The 16,312-nt window shown below is 39.2% G+C and carries 17 protein-coding genes and 1 other annotated feature; of the genes, 4 read left to right on the plus strand and 13 right to left on the minus strand.

Annotation, left to right across the window (positions count from 1 at the left end; all coding sequences use genetic code 11):
• Nucleotides 1-526: 526 nt before the first annotated feature.
• Complete coding sequence (locus tag CS931_RS07735; protein WP_099205213.1) at nucleotides 527-748, plus strand: hypothetical protein; 222 nt, start codon at nucleotides 527-529, stop codon at nucleotides 746-748.
• 172 nt (nucleotides 749-920) lie between these two features.
• On the opposite strand, the gene CS931_RS07740 is transcribed toward CS931_RS07735, so the two are convergent.
• The gene (locus CS931_RS07740; protein WP_099205214.1) at nucleotides 921-2,129 is read right to left on the minus strand and encodes an acetate/propionate family kinase; all 1,209 of its coding nucleotides are present in this window, start codon (nucleotides 2,127-2,129) and stop codon (nucleotides 921-923) included.
• 155 nt (nucleotides 2,130-2,284) lie between these two features.
• On the opposite strand from CS931_RS07740, the gene CS931_RS07745 reads away from it, so the two are divergent.
• Entirely contained in the window at nucleotides 2,285-3,475 is a 1,191-nt protein-coding gene (locus CS931_RS07745) for a tRNA(Met) cytidine acetate ligase (protein ID WP_099205215.1), read from the plus strand.
• Between the two features lie 183 nt (nucleotides 3,476-3,658).
• Here the strand turns inward: CS931_RS07745 and CS931_RS07750 are convergent, their stop codons facing one another.
• From CS931_RS07750 to CS931_RS07760, 3 genes are all read right to left on the minus strand, one after another.
• Nucleotides 3,659-4,108 (minus strand): GNAT family N-acetyltransferase, encoded by a 450-nt coding sequence (locus tag CS931_RS07750; protein ID WP_242964936.1) that lies wholly within the window; start codon nucleotides 4,106-4,108, stop codon nucleotides 3,659-3,661.
• A gap of 25 nt (nucleotides 4,109-4,133) precedes the next feature.
• Nucleotides 4,134-5,198, minus strand: a complete 1,065-nt coding sequence (locus CS931_RS07755) for a branched-chain amino acid aminotransferase (RefSeq protein WP_099205428.1) — start codon at nucleotides 5,196-5,198, stop codon at nucleotides 4,134-4,136.
• Between the two features lie 119 nt (nucleotides 5,199-5,317).
• Entirely contained in the window at nucleotides 5,318-6,637 is a 1,320-nt protein-coding gene (locus CS931_RS07760; protein ID WP_099205216.1) for an RsmB/NOP family class I SAM-dependent RNA methyltransferase, read from the minus strand.
• Nucleotides 6,638-6,704: 67 nt separating this feature from the next.
• On the opposite strand from CS931_RS07760, the gene CS931_RS07765 reads away from it, so the two are divergent.
• Entirely contained in the window at nucleotides 6,705-6,887 is a 183-nt protein-coding gene (locus tag CS931_RS07765; protein ID WP_099205217.1) for a hypothetical protein, read from the plus strand.
• A gap of 43 nt (nucleotides 6,888-6,930) precedes the next feature.
• Here the strand turns inward: CS931_RS07765 and CS931_RS07770 are convergent, their stop codons facing one another.
• The 9 genes from CS931_RS07770 to CS931_RS07810 form a co-directional block, all read right to left on the minus strand.
• Nucleotides 6,931-7,857, minus strand: coding sequence for a YitT family protein (locus CS931_RS07770; protein ID WP_099205218.1), 927 nt, complete (start codon nucleotides 7,855-7,857; stop codon nucleotides 6,931-6,933).
• 19 nt (nucleotides 7,858-7,876) lie between these two features.
• Entirely contained in the window at nucleotides 7,877-8,275 is a 399-nt protein-coding gene (locus CS931_RS07775) for a Mini-ribonuclease 3 (RefSeq protein ID WP_306341534.1), read from the minus strand.
• 11 nt (nucleotides 8,276-8,286) lie between these two features.
• Complete coding sequence (obgE, locus tag CS931_RS07780; protein ID WP_099205219.1) at nucleotides 8,287-9,558, minus strand: GTPase ObgE; 1,272 nt, start codon at nucleotides 9,556-9,558, stop codon at nucleotides 8,287-8,289.
• A 159-nt stretch (nucleotides 9,559-9,717) separates the two neighbouring features.
• On the minus strand, nucleotides 9,718-10,002 hold the full coding sequence (gene rpmA / locus CS931_RS07785; RefSeq protein ID WP_099205220.1) for a 50S ribosomal protein L27: 285 nt from the start codon (nucleotides 10,000-10,002) through the stop codon (nucleotides 9,718-9,720).
• 5 nt (nucleotides 10,003-10,007) lie between these two features.
• Nucleotides 10,008-10,331 carry a ribosomal-processing cysteine protease Prp gene (locus CS931_RS07790; RefSeq protein WP_099205221.1) on the minus strand — a complete coding sequence of 108 codons (324 nt, stop codon included), beginning with the start codon at nucleotides 10,329-10,331 and terminating at the stop codon, nucleotides 10,008-10,010.
• Nucleotides 10,331-10,639, minus strand: coding sequence for a 50S ribosomal protein L21 (rplU, locus tag CS931_RS07795; protein WP_099205222.1), 309 nt, complete (start codon nucleotides 10,637-10,639; stop codon nucleotides 10,331-10,333). Before rplU ends, CS931_RS07790 begins: the two co-directional genes overlap by 1 nt.
• A gap of 13 nt (nucleotides 10,640-10,652) precedes the next feature.
• Nucleotides 10,653-10,727, minus strand: a sequence feature (ribosomal protein L21 leader region).
• A 132-nt stretch (nucleotides 10,728-10,859) separates the two neighbouring features.
• The gene (locus CS931_RS07800) at nucleotides 10,860-11,432 is read right to left on the minus strand and encodes a hypothetical protein (protein ID WP_099205223.1); all 573 of its coding nucleotides are present in this window, start codon (nucleotides 11,430-11,432) and stop codon (nucleotides 10,860-10,862) included.
• The gene (locus tag CS931_RS07805) at nucleotides 11,416-11,976 is read right to left on the minus strand and encodes a signal peptidase I (RefSeq protein ID WP_099205224.1); all 561 of its coding nucleotides are present in this window, start codon (nucleotides 11,974-11,976) and stop codon (nucleotides 11,416-11,418) included. The genes CS931_RS07800 and CS931_RS07805 overlap by 17 nt, the downstream gene beginning before the upstream one ends.
• 3 nt (nucleotides 11,977-11,979) lie before the next feature.
• Nucleotides 11,980-14,010, minus strand: coding sequence for a vWA domain-containing protein (locus tag CS931_RS07810; RefSeq protein ID WP_099205225.1), 2,031 nt, complete (start codon nucleotides 14,008-14,010; stop codon nucleotides 11,980-11,982).
• A 163-nt stretch (nucleotides 14,011-14,173) separates the two neighbouring features.
• Between CS931_RS07810 and CS931_RS07815 the strand changes: the two genes are divergently transcribed.
• Complete coding sequence (locus CS931_RS07815) at nucleotides 14,174-15,760, plus strand: peptide chain release factor 3 (RefSeq protein ID WP_099205226.1); 1,587 nt, start codon at nucleotides 14,174-14,176, stop codon at nucleotides 15,758-15,760.
• Nucleotides 15,761-16,312: the final 552 nt, after the last annotated feature.

Consider the following 16,312-nt stretch of genomic DNA (forward strand, 5'->3'; position numbering starts at 1 on the left):
GCTTTTCATCTCAATTCTTATTTAAATGGATTATAACGGTCTCAGACTACAAATAAATTCATATTATATTTTCATTTTATGAGATAGCAGAAAATAAACTATTTCAAAAAGGACTGGTTCTGCTTTCTTTTTCTTCTTATTTTTCTGCTGTTTATTACTATTTTCAGGAGAAAAACCTGTATAGCCTAAAACTGTAACAATTTTGTTATCTCATTATATACTATAAATCTGACAAATACAACAGTCATTTTTCTAAATCCCAATTTATTCTATATTATTAGTTATATTTTTCACAGCGTTACAATTAATTACAATAAAAAAACTTGTTGTGCATGTTTCTATATTTTATCAACATTTAACAATAAATAGTAGATATGTTTAATCTAAATAAATTTTTCTTAAGATTTTCGTAATTTTTACACCAAAACTTCGTAATATATTTGTACTAAACTATCTCTCGTAGCAAAGAGTTATTGCTCTATTGCAAAATAAGTGATTATGGAAAGTATGAAAAGGAGTCTTAAAAATGAAAAAAATTCTTGTAACTATGATGGCAGCTATGATGGTTCTTTCTTTAGCATCTTGCGGCGGCGACAAAAAAGACGCTTCCTCCTCCACTGCTTCTACAGCTTCTACCAGCTCAGCTGTTTCTGAAGACGCTTCTGCTAAATCAGACACAAGCAAAGCAGATGATACTTCTAAAGCAGATGCAAGTTCTGAACTCGTTTCTTCTGAAGCTGCTAAATAATTTCAGCTTACTTAATTTGTTCCTAATAAAAGTGACTTCTTGTGAGGATATCTTACGAGAAGTCACTTTTATTATTTTATTTTTCATCTCTGTTATAAGTAAAAACTGAAAGGCAGAACCAAAATAAAAATTCCGGTTCTGCCTTTCAGTAGCTTTATATTAAAAAATAATGTTAAATTGTTTCAACAATACGCTTGGTATCTCTTGCAATAACCAATTCTTCGTTTGTTGGAATAACAAACACTTCAATAGAAGAATCTGGTGTGGAAATTTTACCTTCTCTACCGCCTACTGTCTGTTTGTTTAATTCCTTATCCAGCTTTAGACCCATAAATTTAAAGTCGTTACAAACAACTTCTCTATGGTGCGCTTGATTTTCTCCCAAACCAGCAGTAAACACAATTGCATCACAGCCGCCCAAGGCTACCATATAACCACCAACAAATTTAGTGATTTGATATTCTAAAATATCTTGTGCCAGCTGTGCTCTAGCATCCCCTGCTTTTGCAGCAGCAGTTACGTCTCTATCGTCACTTGAAATGCCTGAAATACCCAGCATACCAGACTTCTTGTTCATGACTATATCCATTTCTTTTGGAGACAGACCCTCTTTTTCCATAATAAAGGTAACAACAGAGGGATCCAGTGTTCCGGTACGACTTCCCATCATAAATCCATCAAGCGGTGTCAGACCCATGCTAGTATCAATGACTTTGCCGCCTTCGATAGCAGTAATAGAAGAACCATTACCCAAATGACAAGTGATTATTTTTAGGTCTTTGCTGTCTTTTCCCATAAGTTCTGCGCAACGCTGGCTTACATAGCGGTGAGAAGTTCCATGGAAGCCATAACGACGAATGCCATATTTTTCATAATATTCATAAGGAACATTAAACATATATGCTTTTGGGGGCATGGTAGCATGGAAAGAAGTATCAAAAACAACAACTTCAGGAACATCCTTGCCAAAGACTTCTATACAAGCTCTAATGCCTTGCACATGAGCTTGATTGTGCAGCGGTGCCAAAGGAATCAACTTTTCAATTCCCTCGATAACACTTTCATCTACCAAAACAGATTCACTGAACTGTGCGCCACCTTGCACAACACGATGGCCAACAGCCTTAACTTCAGACAGTGTTTTCACAACGCCATATTCAGCATCTACAAGCGCTTCTTTAACTTGCATGAAGGCATGCGTATGATCTGGCATATTCACGGTTTTCTTTAACTCTTTGCCGTCATCTGTTTTATGTGTAAAGATGCCGTCCTCCATGCCAATTCTTTCACAATTGCCTTTGGCGAGCACTCTTTCATTTTCCATATCAATTAATTGATACTTCAAAGAAGAACTGCCCGCATTGATAACCAAAATTTTCATTCTCAAAATCCCTTCATCCAGAACTGAAATTATTCGCAATAGACTTGCCAGAAAAGCAATCCTGCGTTAATATTAGAACATACGCATAAAAGCGCTTACAAACCTATACTATAATATTACATATCTCAAATAAATTCAAGGAGTTTCTAAGGGAAATGTCAGAACCAACAAATTTTTGCGGCATAATCTGTGAATTCAATCCCCTACACTTCGGTCATAGCGAAATTATTACCCGTGCTAAATCAATTGCTCCCGTCGTCTGTGTGATGAGCGGCAACTTTGTTCAACGAGGCGAACCAGCTATTTTAGACAAATGGAGTCGTACTCGTCTTGCTCTACAAAATGGGGCAGACTTAGTGTTAGAGCTTCCACTGCCTTGGGCTTGCTCCGGTGCAGAAAATTTTGCATATGGTGCGGTAAGCATCCTAAATTCACTTGGACTTTCGGGTACACTTTTATTTGGCAGTGAATGTGGTAACGCTGTTATTCTAGAGGAAACTGCTGGTATCTTGCTTTCCAAAAGATTTGCAGCTATGCTTACACAGGAGCTGGAGAGTCAGAAAAACAGTTTCGCTGCCACCCGCGAAAAGACCTTATTACTTCATTTTGGCAAGAAGTATGCCGAAATATTACAAAAGCCCAATAATATTTTGGGAATTGAATATATAAAAGCAATCAAAAACCTTTCTGCTGACTTAAAACCGCTTTCTATTGCAAGACTTGGCGCCGGTCACGATACGACCGCCCTCGCCGGAGAATTTTTATCAGCCAGCGAAATCCGCCAACATATATTAGAAGAAAAAGACATTTCTAATATTCTTCCCCAGAATACTGCTTCTCTTTTAACAGAGTTAATCTCCCGTGGTGAGGCCCCTCATACAATCGACTCTATTGAGCGTGCCATTTTAGCTTGTCTACGGCAAATGACTCGAAGTGACTTTGCCGCCTTACCTGATATAAGCGAAGGCCTAGAACACAAATTGTTTACTTCTATTCAAAAGGCAAAATCACTCGAAGAAGTGTATATTCTCACTAAATCAAAACGTTACTCTCATGCCCGAATCCGCCGACTTGTTATGTCAGCCTTTTTGGGTTTGCGGTCTAATTTACCGAAGAGACCACCCTACATCCGTGTTCTGGGTATGAATCAAACAGGTGAAACTCTGATTCGAAAAGCGAAACTGACATTACCTCTAGCGGTACGTCCCAGCGATTTCAAAAGACTTGGCGATGATGCACTCATGCTTTTTGAGCTAGAGGCAAACGCTGACAACCTTTATGCGCTCTCTTCTCCTACAATTAGCTCTTGTGGGAACGATTATACACAGCCAATTATTAAATTGTAGAATTCCGATTGTCTACATTCGAACTGCACAAAGATTCCCTAAATTTAATTTCGCTTTCTTATATTATTGTAATCTCATTTTTCTAAAACAGAGTTTTATTCTCTACTAATTCGTAATGATAATGATGTCTACAGCATAAAAACTCTTTGGTTTAATTGAAACCAAAGAGTTTTTTTAATTCACTCAGCTATTATCTATATCATGTTTAAATTTCTTTTTATAGCCTGTATTGTCTTTTGCATAACCGATATTTTCGTAGAAACGACAAGCATCTTCTCTTGATTTTTCTGTAACTAAAATAACTTGTCGGCATCCTTTTTCAACCGCTTGCCGTTCTAGTTCAGAAACCAACGATTTGCCAATTCCCATACGCTGTGCTTCTGTGTCTACTGCTAAGTTTTCAAGAAGCATAAAGGGTTTGCAATCGCCAAATAACTCACCGCAGACAATTCCCATAACCGAACCAAGCAATTGTCCACTTTCAGAAAAATATCCCAGAAAAAGATAAGCCGGGTTTTTATTTAGAACATCAAATTGCCGTTCCATCTCATCACAGTCAGAATCTGTTCCCCAAAAAACTCGATATAACTTTGACAAAGCCGGCATATCTGTACGCAGCAACTCTCTAATCATCTTTTTCTCCCAGCTTCAAACCATTTTAGATTTTTATCATCCAACCGAGTTTGTCTTCCACTTTTCCCCATTGAATTCCCGTCAATTCATCGTATAAACGCTGTGACAGCTCTCCTATTTTTCCGTCGTTGAATATGAGCTTATTCTCACCAATCATCAACTCTCCAACAGGCGAAATAACAGCTGCCGTTCCGCTGCCAAAACATTCTTTAAGGCGGCCATTCTGTGAACCTTCTATCACTTCATCAATAGAAATCTGTCTTTCAACAACAGGAAGCCCCCATTCTTTCAGCATATCAACACAAGACATTCTTGTAATGCCAGAAAGAATAGAACCATTAAGTGCCGGGGTGACAATTTCATCTTCAAAAACAAAGAAAATATTCATCGTGCCGACTTCTTCAATATATTTATGCTCGATCCCGTCTAGCCAAAGAACCTGAGAATAATTTTTTTCTTCTGCTTCTTGCTGTGCCTTTAAGGATTGAGCATAGTTAGCGGCTGTCTTGATATAGCCCGTGCCACCTTTAACTGCTCTAACATATTTGTCTTCCACAATGATTTTAACAGGATCAAGTCCGGTAGGATAATAAGCACCAACAGGTGAACAAATAATCATGAAATAAACTTCACTGGAAGGATGAACGCCTACGTATTGATCTGTACCAAACATAAACGGACGCAGATATAAAGAGGTACCTTCTGCATGAGGAATCCACTCTTGATCTAAATCCACAAGAGCTTTCAGTGCTTTTAACGCAAAGTCCTCATCAATTTGCGGCAAACACATTCTTTCAGCTGAATAATTTAATCTCGCAAAATTCTTCTCGGGACGAAATAGTCTAATCTCGTCATCTACGCCACGATAGGCTTTAAGCCCCTCAAAAATAGATTGACCATAGTGTAAACTCATCAAAGACGGGTCTAGCTCAATCGGGCCATACGGCACGATACTGGCATCATACCAACCCGCGCCGTCTTTATATTTTGCTATAAACATGTGGTCTGTAAAAATCTTGCCAAACCCCAATTTGCTCTCGTCGGCCGGTTTCGGCTTCGGATGAGTTGTCTTTTCAATTTTTATGTCCAACATTTCATTTCCTCCCTATCAAAATCACTTAGCAACCCAATATGAATCTTCTATTATTTAGTATATCACTCGCTTTAGTTGAATGCAAGAGCAACTCACTAAAACTGCAAAAGTAAGTATTATTTTAGCCTTAAACCCTTTGGATACTTGTTTTTAAGTCTGCCACAAGAAGCTTTGCCAAATCCAACCGTCACATTATTGACGCAAACAGCTGTATATCCCTTACTCTCTGATTCAATTTCTTCCCCTTTTAGAAAAGCTTGCAGAGACAAATCTTCTGCTGGAAAATTGAGTGAAACAAAGCAGTCCTCTTTTTTTCTACTCATAAAAAGAGCATGGGCAGGTTCGATTCTTTTCCCTTTCATTTCCCCCAACAAAACGCCTGCTCGCAAAATATTCAGTCCTTTTGTCTGTGGCATTTCGTTTGGAATGAGCAAAATTTTATCTCGCTGACAGAAAAATCTTTCGGTAGGTTGTGTCTTCAAAATATCATCACACAGTTGCTTTGCCAAAGCGAATTCTAGTCGACTTGGTGCAACTGAAAATCCAGATACACGAGTTAAGTTTTCTTCAACATGACGCATTTTGCAGACAAAATGTCCCTCGCCGCCGTCCATAGGGAAAACCCTAAGCGCAGGCATATCAAAAGCTTTTCTGCCAAACGGTACCGTAATTTCTTCTATTTCAAACGCTGGATTTTCTTGCAAAAAGGTTTCTATTGTCTGTTCGTTTTCTTCTTTTGAAAAGGTACAGGTCGAATAGACCAAAACCCCACCTGTTTTAACAGCTTTAGCGGCCGACTGCAAAATGGACTGCTGCCGAAGCGCACAAGCTTCCACTGCTTTTTGGCTCCAACCAGTTAAAGCGTCTGGTTCTTTTTTGAACATGCCCTCACCTGAACAAGGTGCATCTACTAACACCTTGTCAAAAAAACCATTTAGTTCTTCACACAATTTTTCAGGGTGAGCTGCTGAAACCACCGCATTACGAATTCCCATTCTTTCAATATTAGAGAGAAGAATATTCGCTCTTGATGTTACAATTTCATTAGACCACAAGAGTCCCTTACCTTGCAGGCAAGCCGCAATTTGAGTGGATTTTCCGCCAGGTGCAGCGCATAAATCCAATACCTTGTCACCGGGTTCGGGTGCGAGCACGGTCACCGCTGATGAAGCAGAAGGCTCTTGCGCGTAAAACATACCCGCGTGATGCGCGGCTAAATGTCCTACTTTTTCTTCTTTGGCATAAAATAAATTTTCAGCAAATGGTGACTTCTCTAAATGAAAAGGCAAACTTTTTTTCAGCGTATCTTCATCACACTTCAATGAATTTAAACGTACACCTTTATAACGAGGTTGTTCATAAGAGGACAAAAACTCCTCAAACTCATCTTGTAGCATTTCTTTCATTTTTAACAAAAAATCTTTTGGTAAATTCATGCTTTCACCTTTTATGAATATTTTAGGCTTATCCGTGCAAAAATAATAGATAGAAAGGGGTGATATTATGAACCAGAATAATCAAAACAATCAGAACAACAACAATTATAACAATCAGCAAAATCAGAACCAGAACCAAAATCAAAATCAAAACAAGAATAAAGCGCAAAACAAAAATCGCCAAAATTCACAAAATAACCAGAATCAAAACAAGTACAACAATAACAACAACAAACCTGGTGATTGCTAATTTTAACCAAAGCGAGCAGCAAGTAAGGGCGCCAAAAGGCGCCCTAATTTTTTGCCTCTTTCTTTTTTACTCGGTTTTGAATTAATTCCTTAAGCGATTTATCGTCTGATGAAGTCGGCTTAAATCCTTCTCCCGAAATCTCACCCGCTTCACCGACAATTACAAATGCATCTCGATCAATGCTACGGATAATTTCGTTGATTTTATAAACTTCATATCGCCTGACAGCACAAAAAAGCATTTCACCTTCTTGCTTATTATAACCGCCTCTCGATTGTAGATAAGTCACTCCACGATCCATTTCTTTCATAATACGGTCGCCAATTTCTTTTGTTTTGGGAGATAGGATATAGAAGGTTTTGCCGGCTCCGATGTCAGTTCCATACAGAATCGCATCGATTAAACTGGTACACACAAAAATAACTACGCCAGCATACATTGCACTTTCGATACTTTGAAAGACAAACCCTGAAATGGTGACCACACCTATATCAATGGCCAGCATTAGTTTTCCCATAGAAATGTGTCTTAAACGTCTTCCCAGCAGGCGTGCCACCAAATCGGTTCCGCCTGTTGTTGCACCACGCATAAAGACAATGCCCAATCCAATTCCTTCTAATACACCACCAAAAATAGCGGTCAAAAGCGAATCTCCAGAATAAGGCGGTATAAACATTCCTACCACATCAATCAACACAGAAGAAATGGCAATGGCCATCATACTTTTCATGACTAGCTTATATCCAATTTCTAAAATAGCCCACAAGACAATTGGTATATTTAAAACGATAACCATAATACCGATGGGAGTATCAAACAAATAATTCAACATCGTTGCAATACCGGTTACACCACCAGGTGCAATGTGGTTAGGTGCAGTAAAAACGCTAACGCCCAAAGCATAAACGGTAGAACCAGCCATGATATACAGCAAATCTAGCAAGAATTGTTTGACTTTTGACTTTTTCATTCTAATCCCCCACCTACACTCAAAGCTGCGCTGTAATTTTATTGAAAAATTCACGCAAGCGGTCGATATCTCCTTTTAAATACAAATAGCCAAAAAGAGATTCTAATCCGGTCGCATTGTGATAATCTTCAAGCTGTGCATTTTTAGGCACATGGTTCACCTTCGCATTGCGTCCGCGCCGATAAACATCTTGTTCTTCTTCTGTCATGATTGGCAGTAAAATTTCTTTGATAAACCGCGATTGGGCTTCGCATTTTACAACTTCTACAGCACGAGCATGCAATTTCTTGACTGGGCAATTTCCTTGCCCTACTAAAAACTCACGCACGAATAAATCAAAAACACCGTCGCCTAAAAAGGCAAGCGCTAACGGGCTCATTTCTTTTAAAGGAACAGACACATCCAGTAGTTTCTCCAAATTCTTGCCTCCTAGTCAACAAAATCAAATTCGATGTCATAGATATTGACCGTATCACCCTCTTGAATTCCTGCTTTTCGCAAAGATTCAATGACACCGGCATGCACTAAAACGTTTTGGAAATAGTTCAAGGAATCCATTTCGTCAAAGCGAATAGTAGGCATGAGTTTTAGCAGCCAATCTGCTTTTACAAAGTAAACACCGTCTTGTGATTCAATTTCAACAGGAGCTCTCTCAAAGGTTGATTCCGGTTTGAGAGGTTCCGGTTCAGTCTCATACACCTTAATTGGCGGTAGCTTCGAGAGTTTCTCCATAACACAATCGAGCATGGGGTCGACACCGTCTCGAATGGCTGCCATAATCGGGAAAAATTCGTATCCCTTTTCTTCAACATATCTTTTAAAGTCTTCTACTTGCTCATCTTCAGCTAAATCACATTTATTGCCAACGACAATCATCGGCCGGTCAGCAAGCTCCGTATTAAATTTGCGTAACTCATTATTGATAATATCAAAATCTTCTTTAGGATTTCTGCCCTCACTGCCTGCCACATCAACTACATGCACCAACATGCGGCAACGCTCAACGTGCCTGAGGAACTGATGTCCTAAGCCCACACCTTCCCATGCTCCTTCTACTAGACCGGGGATATCTGCCATAACAAAAGAAAAGCCACCTTTTAAACTGACAACACCTAAAACAGGTGTAATCGTGGTAAAATGGTAGTTAGCAATATTCGGCTTAGCTTCACTGACTACAGAAATCAGCGTTGATTTTCCTACATTCGGAAAACCAACCAGTCCGACGTCTGCCAAAAGCTTAAGTTCAAGCTGCACTTCCATTGCTTGTCCAGGTGTTCCCGGTTTTGCAAAACGCGGCGTTTGGCGAGTTGGTGTTGCAAAATGAGTGTTTCCCCAGCCACCGTTTCCGCCTTTGGCAATGATTTGATTTCCGTTTTCAGACATGTCTGCAAGAATTCTGCCTGTCTCCACATCTTTTACAATCGTGCCTCTGGGCACACGAATGACTAAATCAGGCGCACTTTTACCAAAACAGCGCTTCCCTCTACCGTTCTCGCCATTTTGCGCTTTATATTTTCTTTTGTAGCGGAAATCAGCCAGAGTAGATAGGTTGTCATCTACTTCAAGTACAATATTGCCGCCCTTGCCGCCATCGCCGCCATCAGGACCGCCAGACGGTATATATTTTTCTCGGTGAAACGCTACGGCACCGTCGCCGCCGTCACCGGCCTTAATTTGAATTTTGGCTATATCAATAAACATAAATTTCCTCCACCGACAGAAATACTGTCACCTTTTATATTTCCCATTTTTCTGCAATTTCTACAATCAACAGAACTTCTGCCTGCTAAATTACCGATAAATTGCAAAAAGACTCCCTCAAGAATGAAAGGAGTCCTGCAAACATCATCATGTATATGCTTATTGCTCGACAGAATAAACGCTGACTTTCTTGCGGTCTGCGCCCATACGCTCAAATTTCACTTTGCCATCAACTAAAGCGAAAAGAGAGTCATCTGAACCTCTGCCCACATTATTGCCTGGGTGAATTTTTGTGCCGCGTTGTTTAACAAGAATGTTCCCTGCCAAAACAAACTGACCGTCTGCTCTTTTCACGCCAAGTCTTTTAGATTCTGAATCACGGCCGTTTTTAGTAGAGCCGCCGCCCTTTTTGTGTGCAAAGAGCTGAATATTAATTTTTAACATAATTATTATACCTCCACATAGCTCACACGAATATAATCGTCATATTGTTCTTCTAATGATAGCAAATGGTTTTTTAGCCCTTCCATGACAATGCGGCACATTGGAATATCTTTAATTTCGATTCGAAAAAACATATCTCCATCTTGCGCCCGTAATTGTTTGGGTGTTGTCAAAAGCACATCGGTTATGGTATTCACTGCCATAAAAGCCGCCGAAGACACTGCCGCACAAACAATATCGCTGCCCTCTTCTGCATAATCAGAATGTCCTGTAATGCCAAAACCTTCGATTTTGCCGTCGGGAAGAACAAAAAAATTCACATCAATCATTATGCATTTACAGCTTCAATCTGCACTTTTGTATAGGGCTGTCTATGGCCCATTTTTCTCTTGGAATTTTTCTTTGCTTTATAAGTGAAAACGGTGATTTTCTTTGCTTTGCCGTTTTTCACAACTTTACCGGTAACAGTTGCACCCTCAACATAAGGAGTACCAAATTTCATACCGTTTTCATCGCCGATGGCAACCACTGAAAAATTTACTTCTGATTCTTCTTCAGCATTCAGTTTTTCAACATAAATAACATCGCCATACTGCACTTTATACTGTTTTCCGCCTGTTTCAATCACTGCAAACATGTTCTAGCCTGCTTTCTGCATTTAATCTCGCTATTCTTGGGTGAGAAAAATTCTTCTTAAAACCCAAAATATGCGGCTCTACTATGATAGCACAAGGCAGACGTGCTGTCAAGAAAAACCGCATATTCCCTTTGTTTATGCTCATAAAAAATATTATTTCAAAGAATTTTAACTTTTGTTTTTATTATACGCTTTTTAATTATTTTTTTCAATTCATTTTTTATTCTTCGCTCCACGGCTCATCTGCATATTCCACAGAAATGATAATACTATGCTCCCCGAGATTCGCAAGCTTTGTCACAGACATGCTCTCATTTAATTGCACCGCTTCGTAAATCGCTGATGTTTGTTTGCCCGGTTTTAACTTGTTTTCTGTTTTTTGATTTTTATAGTAGTAATAGTTCCCTGACTTCTCCCAATATTCTGCTTTATTATCAGGACTGACAATACTAGAATCCAAACTGACAAATCCATTATTTTCTGCCATGCCCAAACGGAAAATATTTTCTCCCTCCATTTGCGCAATTTGCAGCTCTACTCGTACAAAAACAGCTTCTTTTCCCTCATTGATAACAGCTGCAGATTCTTTATACCAATGTCCCGGTTTGACTTCTCCTTCATTTTCTGCCTTATTCTCCTCTTTATCTTGATAGACTACCTTTATTTTCGCACTTCCGCTTTCTGCCGAAGTATCTTGCTTGTTCTCAAGCTTAGACAATGTAATGCCCGACAGTGACAATACGGCAATAACAGCAAACAAAGAAATGGCAAAGATTCTAACATTGCGCCTCATATGTTTTCCTCCTTTTCCACAGCAAATAAATTTTTTGGCCGGCAAAAACAGACAGGAACAAGCCTGCTGCTAAAATCAAAATCCAGTAATTGATTTGATGTGCCCAGATGACAAAGTAGCCCAAAAACGGAAGACTAAACGGTGCTGTTTTTCCAATTAAATTTTCGAATTTGACGGGTATATCTTCATATTGGTTACGGTCGCCTTGTGTTATAAATATTTCAGATTGAAGATTGACCCGAATAACTCGGTGGGTGATGGTCTCAGTGCCAAATTGATAGGTAATGCAGTCATCTTTATCAATTGTATCTGGTGGTGTCGGTTTTGCAAAAACCAAACTGCCCACGGGATAAAGAGGCTCCATACTACCTGTTGCCACTGCAAAAACCTTAATACCAAATAAGCCCGGCACAATTAATACAGCAGACAAAATCCCCATGAAGATCAAAATAATGAGCATGCTGATGGCAGCCATTTTTTTTGCTTTTTTTGTTGTGATTCGTTCTCTTATTTTCTGCCATGTATTTGTCGCTATTTCTACCATATTTTATTTTTTATCAGAGATAACTCTGAACTTCCTTTCTGACACCGTCATATTGTCGTTCTTTTCTATGTCATTTCGATTGATGGAAACCACGCAATCCGCATTTTTTTTGCTGACAATATCGCTGTTTTCTTCAAAGCCAACAGCACAAATTCGCTCCCATTGTTTTTCGTTATTATCACTCACATTTTTAAGTGTATATCTTCCAAACGGTAGATTTTCAAATGTAACTTCCCAAACGATACTTTCTCCATCTTGGTTGCGATTTTCATTGCTAAGCGTTCGATACTGTGTGAAATTCTCTCCTTGTAGCGCAAATAGAAAAGTGCTTTCTTTATCCATTTCCGCTTCTTTTTCAAATAAGCTCATTGAAATTTGAACAGAACCCGTTGCCACTTTTACCTCATACTTGGATTTAGAAACACTCTCGGCACATGGCTCGCCCACAGAATTTTCACCAGATGTACTTGGCTTAAAAGATACATTCAGCACATATTTTTCATCTTTTGCCGGGCGAATATTTTGTAGCTGCTTTATCGTTCCAATTGAACCCCCTGACTCATACGTCCAAAGATAAGAAAGATTGCCTGTTTTGTCTTGGCCATACCATTCCGGTTCATTGCCTCCAAACGCTACCGACAAAAGGCTTTGCTTCTCAATAAGAGCCGGTACTGGCTGACCCAAACAAATTTCTGTCTTTAATATTTCTATTGGTTGTAAAACAGGGACATTCACAGCACTGACCGCTATTTGCTTTTTTTGTTCTCCATACCAATAAAGTCCGCTTTCTTTATCTAGCACAGTTACATCATTCCCACCAAAAAAGCTGTTTTTGGCTTGTATTGTTAATTCCGTCTGCCACGGTTTTTCCTTGGCTTTAGGGAGAACCGCTTTTAAACTTATGGCCTGCTTACCGTCACTGCCTTGTGTAACACTTCCACCTTGTTCGAGCACCTTTTTCTTCGCTGCTTCTGTCAGTTCAAATCGAGTGTTCAGTACAAAGCGAACTTCAATCGGCATTTTCTCGGCTATGCCTTCCAGAACGGTCTCAAGAATATCAGATAAATTTGTTGTATCTGCATTCCAACCATACTTTTCTTTTGGCTCTGAAGATATTAATTGCAGAAAATCTTGCTCCGCTTCTTCGTCTTTTTTGAAATCACCAATGCCATATATTTTGGCACCTAAGGTTTTAATGGAGCGAATCGAACTTTCCATTTCTTCTTTACTCTCATCTGATTCTTCCCATACACTGTCTGAATAGTGCAGCATGTTTAGGTTTTCAATTTCCGCCTCTTGCATTTCAATCAGTTCTGCATACGCTTCCTCTATGACTTCTGCATTTTCATATCCTACACTTAAATATTGTTCACAACCATTTAATTCACTTAACAATTTTTTCAAACCATCTACTGTTAAGCTTTGCCGTTCTCCTACAGTAGCGCTACCACTATAATAAACAAAAGTTATCTGATTTTTTTCAGAAACAGCCGCCATATCCTTTAAAAATTCGCTTAACTCCTGTTTCGCTTTTTCAAGCTTGGTTTGGCTACTTCCTTTTTGATAAACGGTTTGCGTAAAAACTGCTTTTCCTAAATCAAAATCCCCAATTTTCTTTTCTCCTGCTGTCATCTTGCCGTCATCAGAGCATATAGCTATATAGTATTGATTATCTTTTAAAATAACCGGCTTATATTCTTCGTCTTCCAAGGTATAAAGTAAGGCTTTTCTATCCATACTTTCGTGGGAGACTGCCGGAGCATAGGCAAGGCTTTGTTGAGGGGAATCTGCCAAATTCATCATACTTTCTGACACTTCTAAGAAAATCACAGTGCCCGCTGCAGATATTTCTTTAATAGCCTGCTCGTTTGACCAAACTTGTGTATGGATTGTAAACGTTCTGTCTTGTATTGATTGCTGCCTAATCTCTATCTGAAAATCTGCTTGTATATCTTCTGCATAAACTGTAAACGGGATTGTCCAGCCAACGATTGCCAGAACCAAAAGCAAAATCCACCCTTGTTTTTTTTGCACATCATCACGCTCCTTTTGTATCAGAATACCCGATAATAACAAAATAACATTCGATTCTTAAAAAAGCTGTCTGATTCTATCTGTCGCTTCTTGAATCAAAAATAGATTTGTGGTATAATGCAGTGTATTTTTCTAGTATTATCCGATTAAGAAGGGAATTTTCATGGCTGATTATCAACAAGAAATTAAACGCAGGCGAACTTTTGCCATTATTTCACACCCTGACGCCGGTAAAACCACGCTGACAGAAAAATTTCTGTTATACGGAGGCGCTATCACGCAGGCGGGTTCTGTTAAAGGGAAAAAGAATTCTCGTCATGCTGTTTCAGACTGGATGGAAATTGAAAAACAAAGAGGGATTTCTGTCACTTCTTCTGCAATGCAGTTTGAGTATGAGAACTTTTGCATTAACATTCTCGATACCCCCGGTCACCAAGATTTCTCTGAAGATACTTACCGAACTCTAATGGCTGCCGATTCAGCTGTCATGGTCATTGATGCTTCAAAAGGTGTTGAGGCACAAACCAGAAAGCTGTTTAAAGTATGTGTCATGCGTGATATTCCCATTTTTACATTCATTAATAAGATGGACAGAGATGCCCAAAGTCCGTATGACCTACTGGACGAAATCGAGAAAGAACTGGGAATCGGTACTTACCCCATGAACTGGCCGATTGGTTCAGGCATTGACTTTAAAGGCGTATATGACCGCGAAAATCAGCAGATTATCACTTTTTCGGGGCATGGCAATAAGCACGAAGCCGACTCGACCTATCTGCCCATTGACACGCCTGACCTAGAAACCCGTTTGGGCGAAAATCTTCACGCAACTCTCAAAGATGATATCAATCTGCTTGATGTGGCCGGCTATGACTTTGATTTAGACAAAGTACGCCACGGCAAGCTTTCACCTGTCTTCTTCGGTTCTGCTTTGACAAATTTCGGCGTAGAGCCCTTTCTAGAAAACTTTTTGCAGCTGACTTCTTCTCCTTTAGCGAGAAAAACAGCTGATGATATAGTAGATCCCTTTGATTCAGCTTTCTCAGCCTTTGTATTTAAAATTCAGGCAAATATGAATAAAGCGCATCGTGACCGCATTGCTTTCATTCGCATTTGCAGCGGTAAATTTGAAAAAGGCATGGATGTTGACCATGTGCAAAGCGGACGAAAAGTAAAACTATCGCAACCGCAGCAGCTAATGGCCGAAAGCCGTGAAATGATTGAAGAGGCTTATGCCGGCGATATTATCGGTATTTTTGATCCCGGTATTTTTTCAATTGGCGATACGCTTTGTTCCCCTGGTAAAAAAGTCCTGTTTGAGGGCATTCCGACCTTTGCCCCTGAAATTTTCAGTCTTGTTCGTCAAAAAGACACCATGAAAAGAAAACAGTTTGTCAAAGGCGCTACGCAAATTGCACAAGAAGGTGCGATTCAGATTTTCCAAGAAATCAACTCTGGTATGGAAGAAATCATTGTGGGCGTTGTGGGCGTTTTACAGTTTGATGTATTTAAGCACCGAATGGAAAACGAATATAATGTTGAGATTATTATGAATACCCTGCCTTTTCAATTCATTCGTTGGATTGATAACCCAGAAATCGATTTAAAGAAATTAAGTCTGACTTCTGATACAAAAAAAGTGCAGGACACAAAAGGACGCTATCTTCTTTTATTCTCCAATGAATGGAGTATTCGCTGGGCATTAGAACACAATGAAGGCCTGCTCTTATCTGAATTTAGCCGTGGCTGATGAATCAATAAGAAAGAAACCACTATACTCAAAAAGACTTTTAAAGGTAGACTAAAAATCTACTTTTAGAAGTCTTTCTTTTTATACAGTGGGTCGTTTTTGTCTATTTCATCAAAAAAATATTAAATACTACTTTATGTGACACTTTTTCTTGCCTGTCCGCATAGAATGTCCCAGAAGCGCTTCTTTTATATAGATAACCAAGATGGAAAAACAACAAAGAACAATCTCCTACTATGAATGCTTGCTATTTGAATTTTGTACCAAAGATTATTTGTGCTCTACTTTTTCCCATATCCTCCTTTTGCACCATGCCCGCCTCCTCCTTCCTTTAACTATGTTTTTGTGGCTATTGCCGAGTAAACATTAATTTCAGGATTTACCTGCGCTATTCTGCTAACATTCCAATTGTCGCTATATAGTTCGCTATGGGGAGCTTACTCTATAGCCAATAAGAATGACAGTAATAGTTTTAGCTGTATTCATCAGCAATCTGCCATAAATACTCAAATTATAATATAACCTTAAAGGGGGTACCCGATTTCATTATTC

The organism is Scatolibacter rhodanostii (assembly GCF_900197595.1).
Lineage (GTDB): Bacteria > Bacillota > Clostridia > Oscillospirales > Acutalibacteraceae > Scatolibacter > Scatolibacter rhodanostii.

Excerpts from the sequence above, each read along its gene's own strand:
- CS931_RS07750 (WP_242964936.1), bottom strand. The coding sequence starts at position 4,108 with ATGATTAGAGAGTTGCTGCGTACAGATATGCCGGCTTTGTCAAAGTTA.
- CS931_RS07760 (WP_099205216.1), bottom strand. The coding sequence starts at position 6,637 with ATGAATTTACCAAAAGATTTTTTGTTAAAAATGAAAGAAATGCTACAA.
- rplU (WP_099205222.1), bottom strand. The coding sequence starts at position 10,639 with ATGTTTGCAGTGATTGAAACAGGCGGAAAACAGTATAAAGTGCAGTAT.
- CS931_RS07815 (WP_099205226.1), top strand. The coding sequence starts at position 14,174 with ATGGCTGATTATCAACAAGAAATTAAACGCAGGCGAACTTTTGCCATT.
- CS931_RS07805 (WP_099205224.1), bottom strand. The coding sequence starts at position 11,976 with ATGGTAGAAATAGCGACAAATACATGGCAGAAAATAAGAGAACGAATC.
- CS931_RS07790 (WP_099205221.1), bottom strand. The coding sequence starts at position 10,331 with ATGATTGATGTGAATTTTTTTGTTCTTCCCGACGGCAAAATCGAAGGT.
- CS931_RS07735 (WP_099205213.1), top strand. The coding sequence starts at position 527 with ATGAAAAAAATTCTTGTAACTATGATGGCAGCTATGATGGTTCTTTCT.
- CS931_RS07740 (WP_099205214.1), bottom strand. The coding sequence starts at position 2,129 with ATGAAAATTTTGGTTATCAATGCGGGCAGTTCTTCTTTGAAGTATCAA.
- CS931_RS07745 (WP_099205215.1), top strand. The coding sequence starts at position 2,285 with ATGTCAGAACCAACAAATTTTTGCGGCATAATCTGTGAATTCAATCCC.
- CS931_RS07765 (WP_099205217.1), top strand. The coding sequence starts at position 6,705 with ATGAACCAGAATAATCAAAACAATCAGAACAACAACAATTATAACAAT.
- obgE (WP_099205219.1), bottom strand. The coding sequence starts at position 9,558 with ATGTTTATTGATATAGCCAAAATTCAAATTAAGGCCGGTGACGGCGGC.
- rpmA (WP_099205220.1), bottom strand. The coding sequence starts at position 10,002 with ATGTTAAAAATTAATATTCAGCTCTTTGCACACAAAAAGGGCGGCGGC.
- CS931_RS07770 (WP_099205218.1), bottom strand. The coding sequence starts at position 7,857 with ATGAAAAAGTCAAAAGTCAAACAATTCTTGCTAGATTTGCTGTATATC.
- CS931_RS07800 (WP_099205223.1), bottom strand. The coding sequence starts at position 11,432 with ATGAGGCGCAATGTTAGAATCTTTGCCATTTCTTTGTTTGCTGTTATT.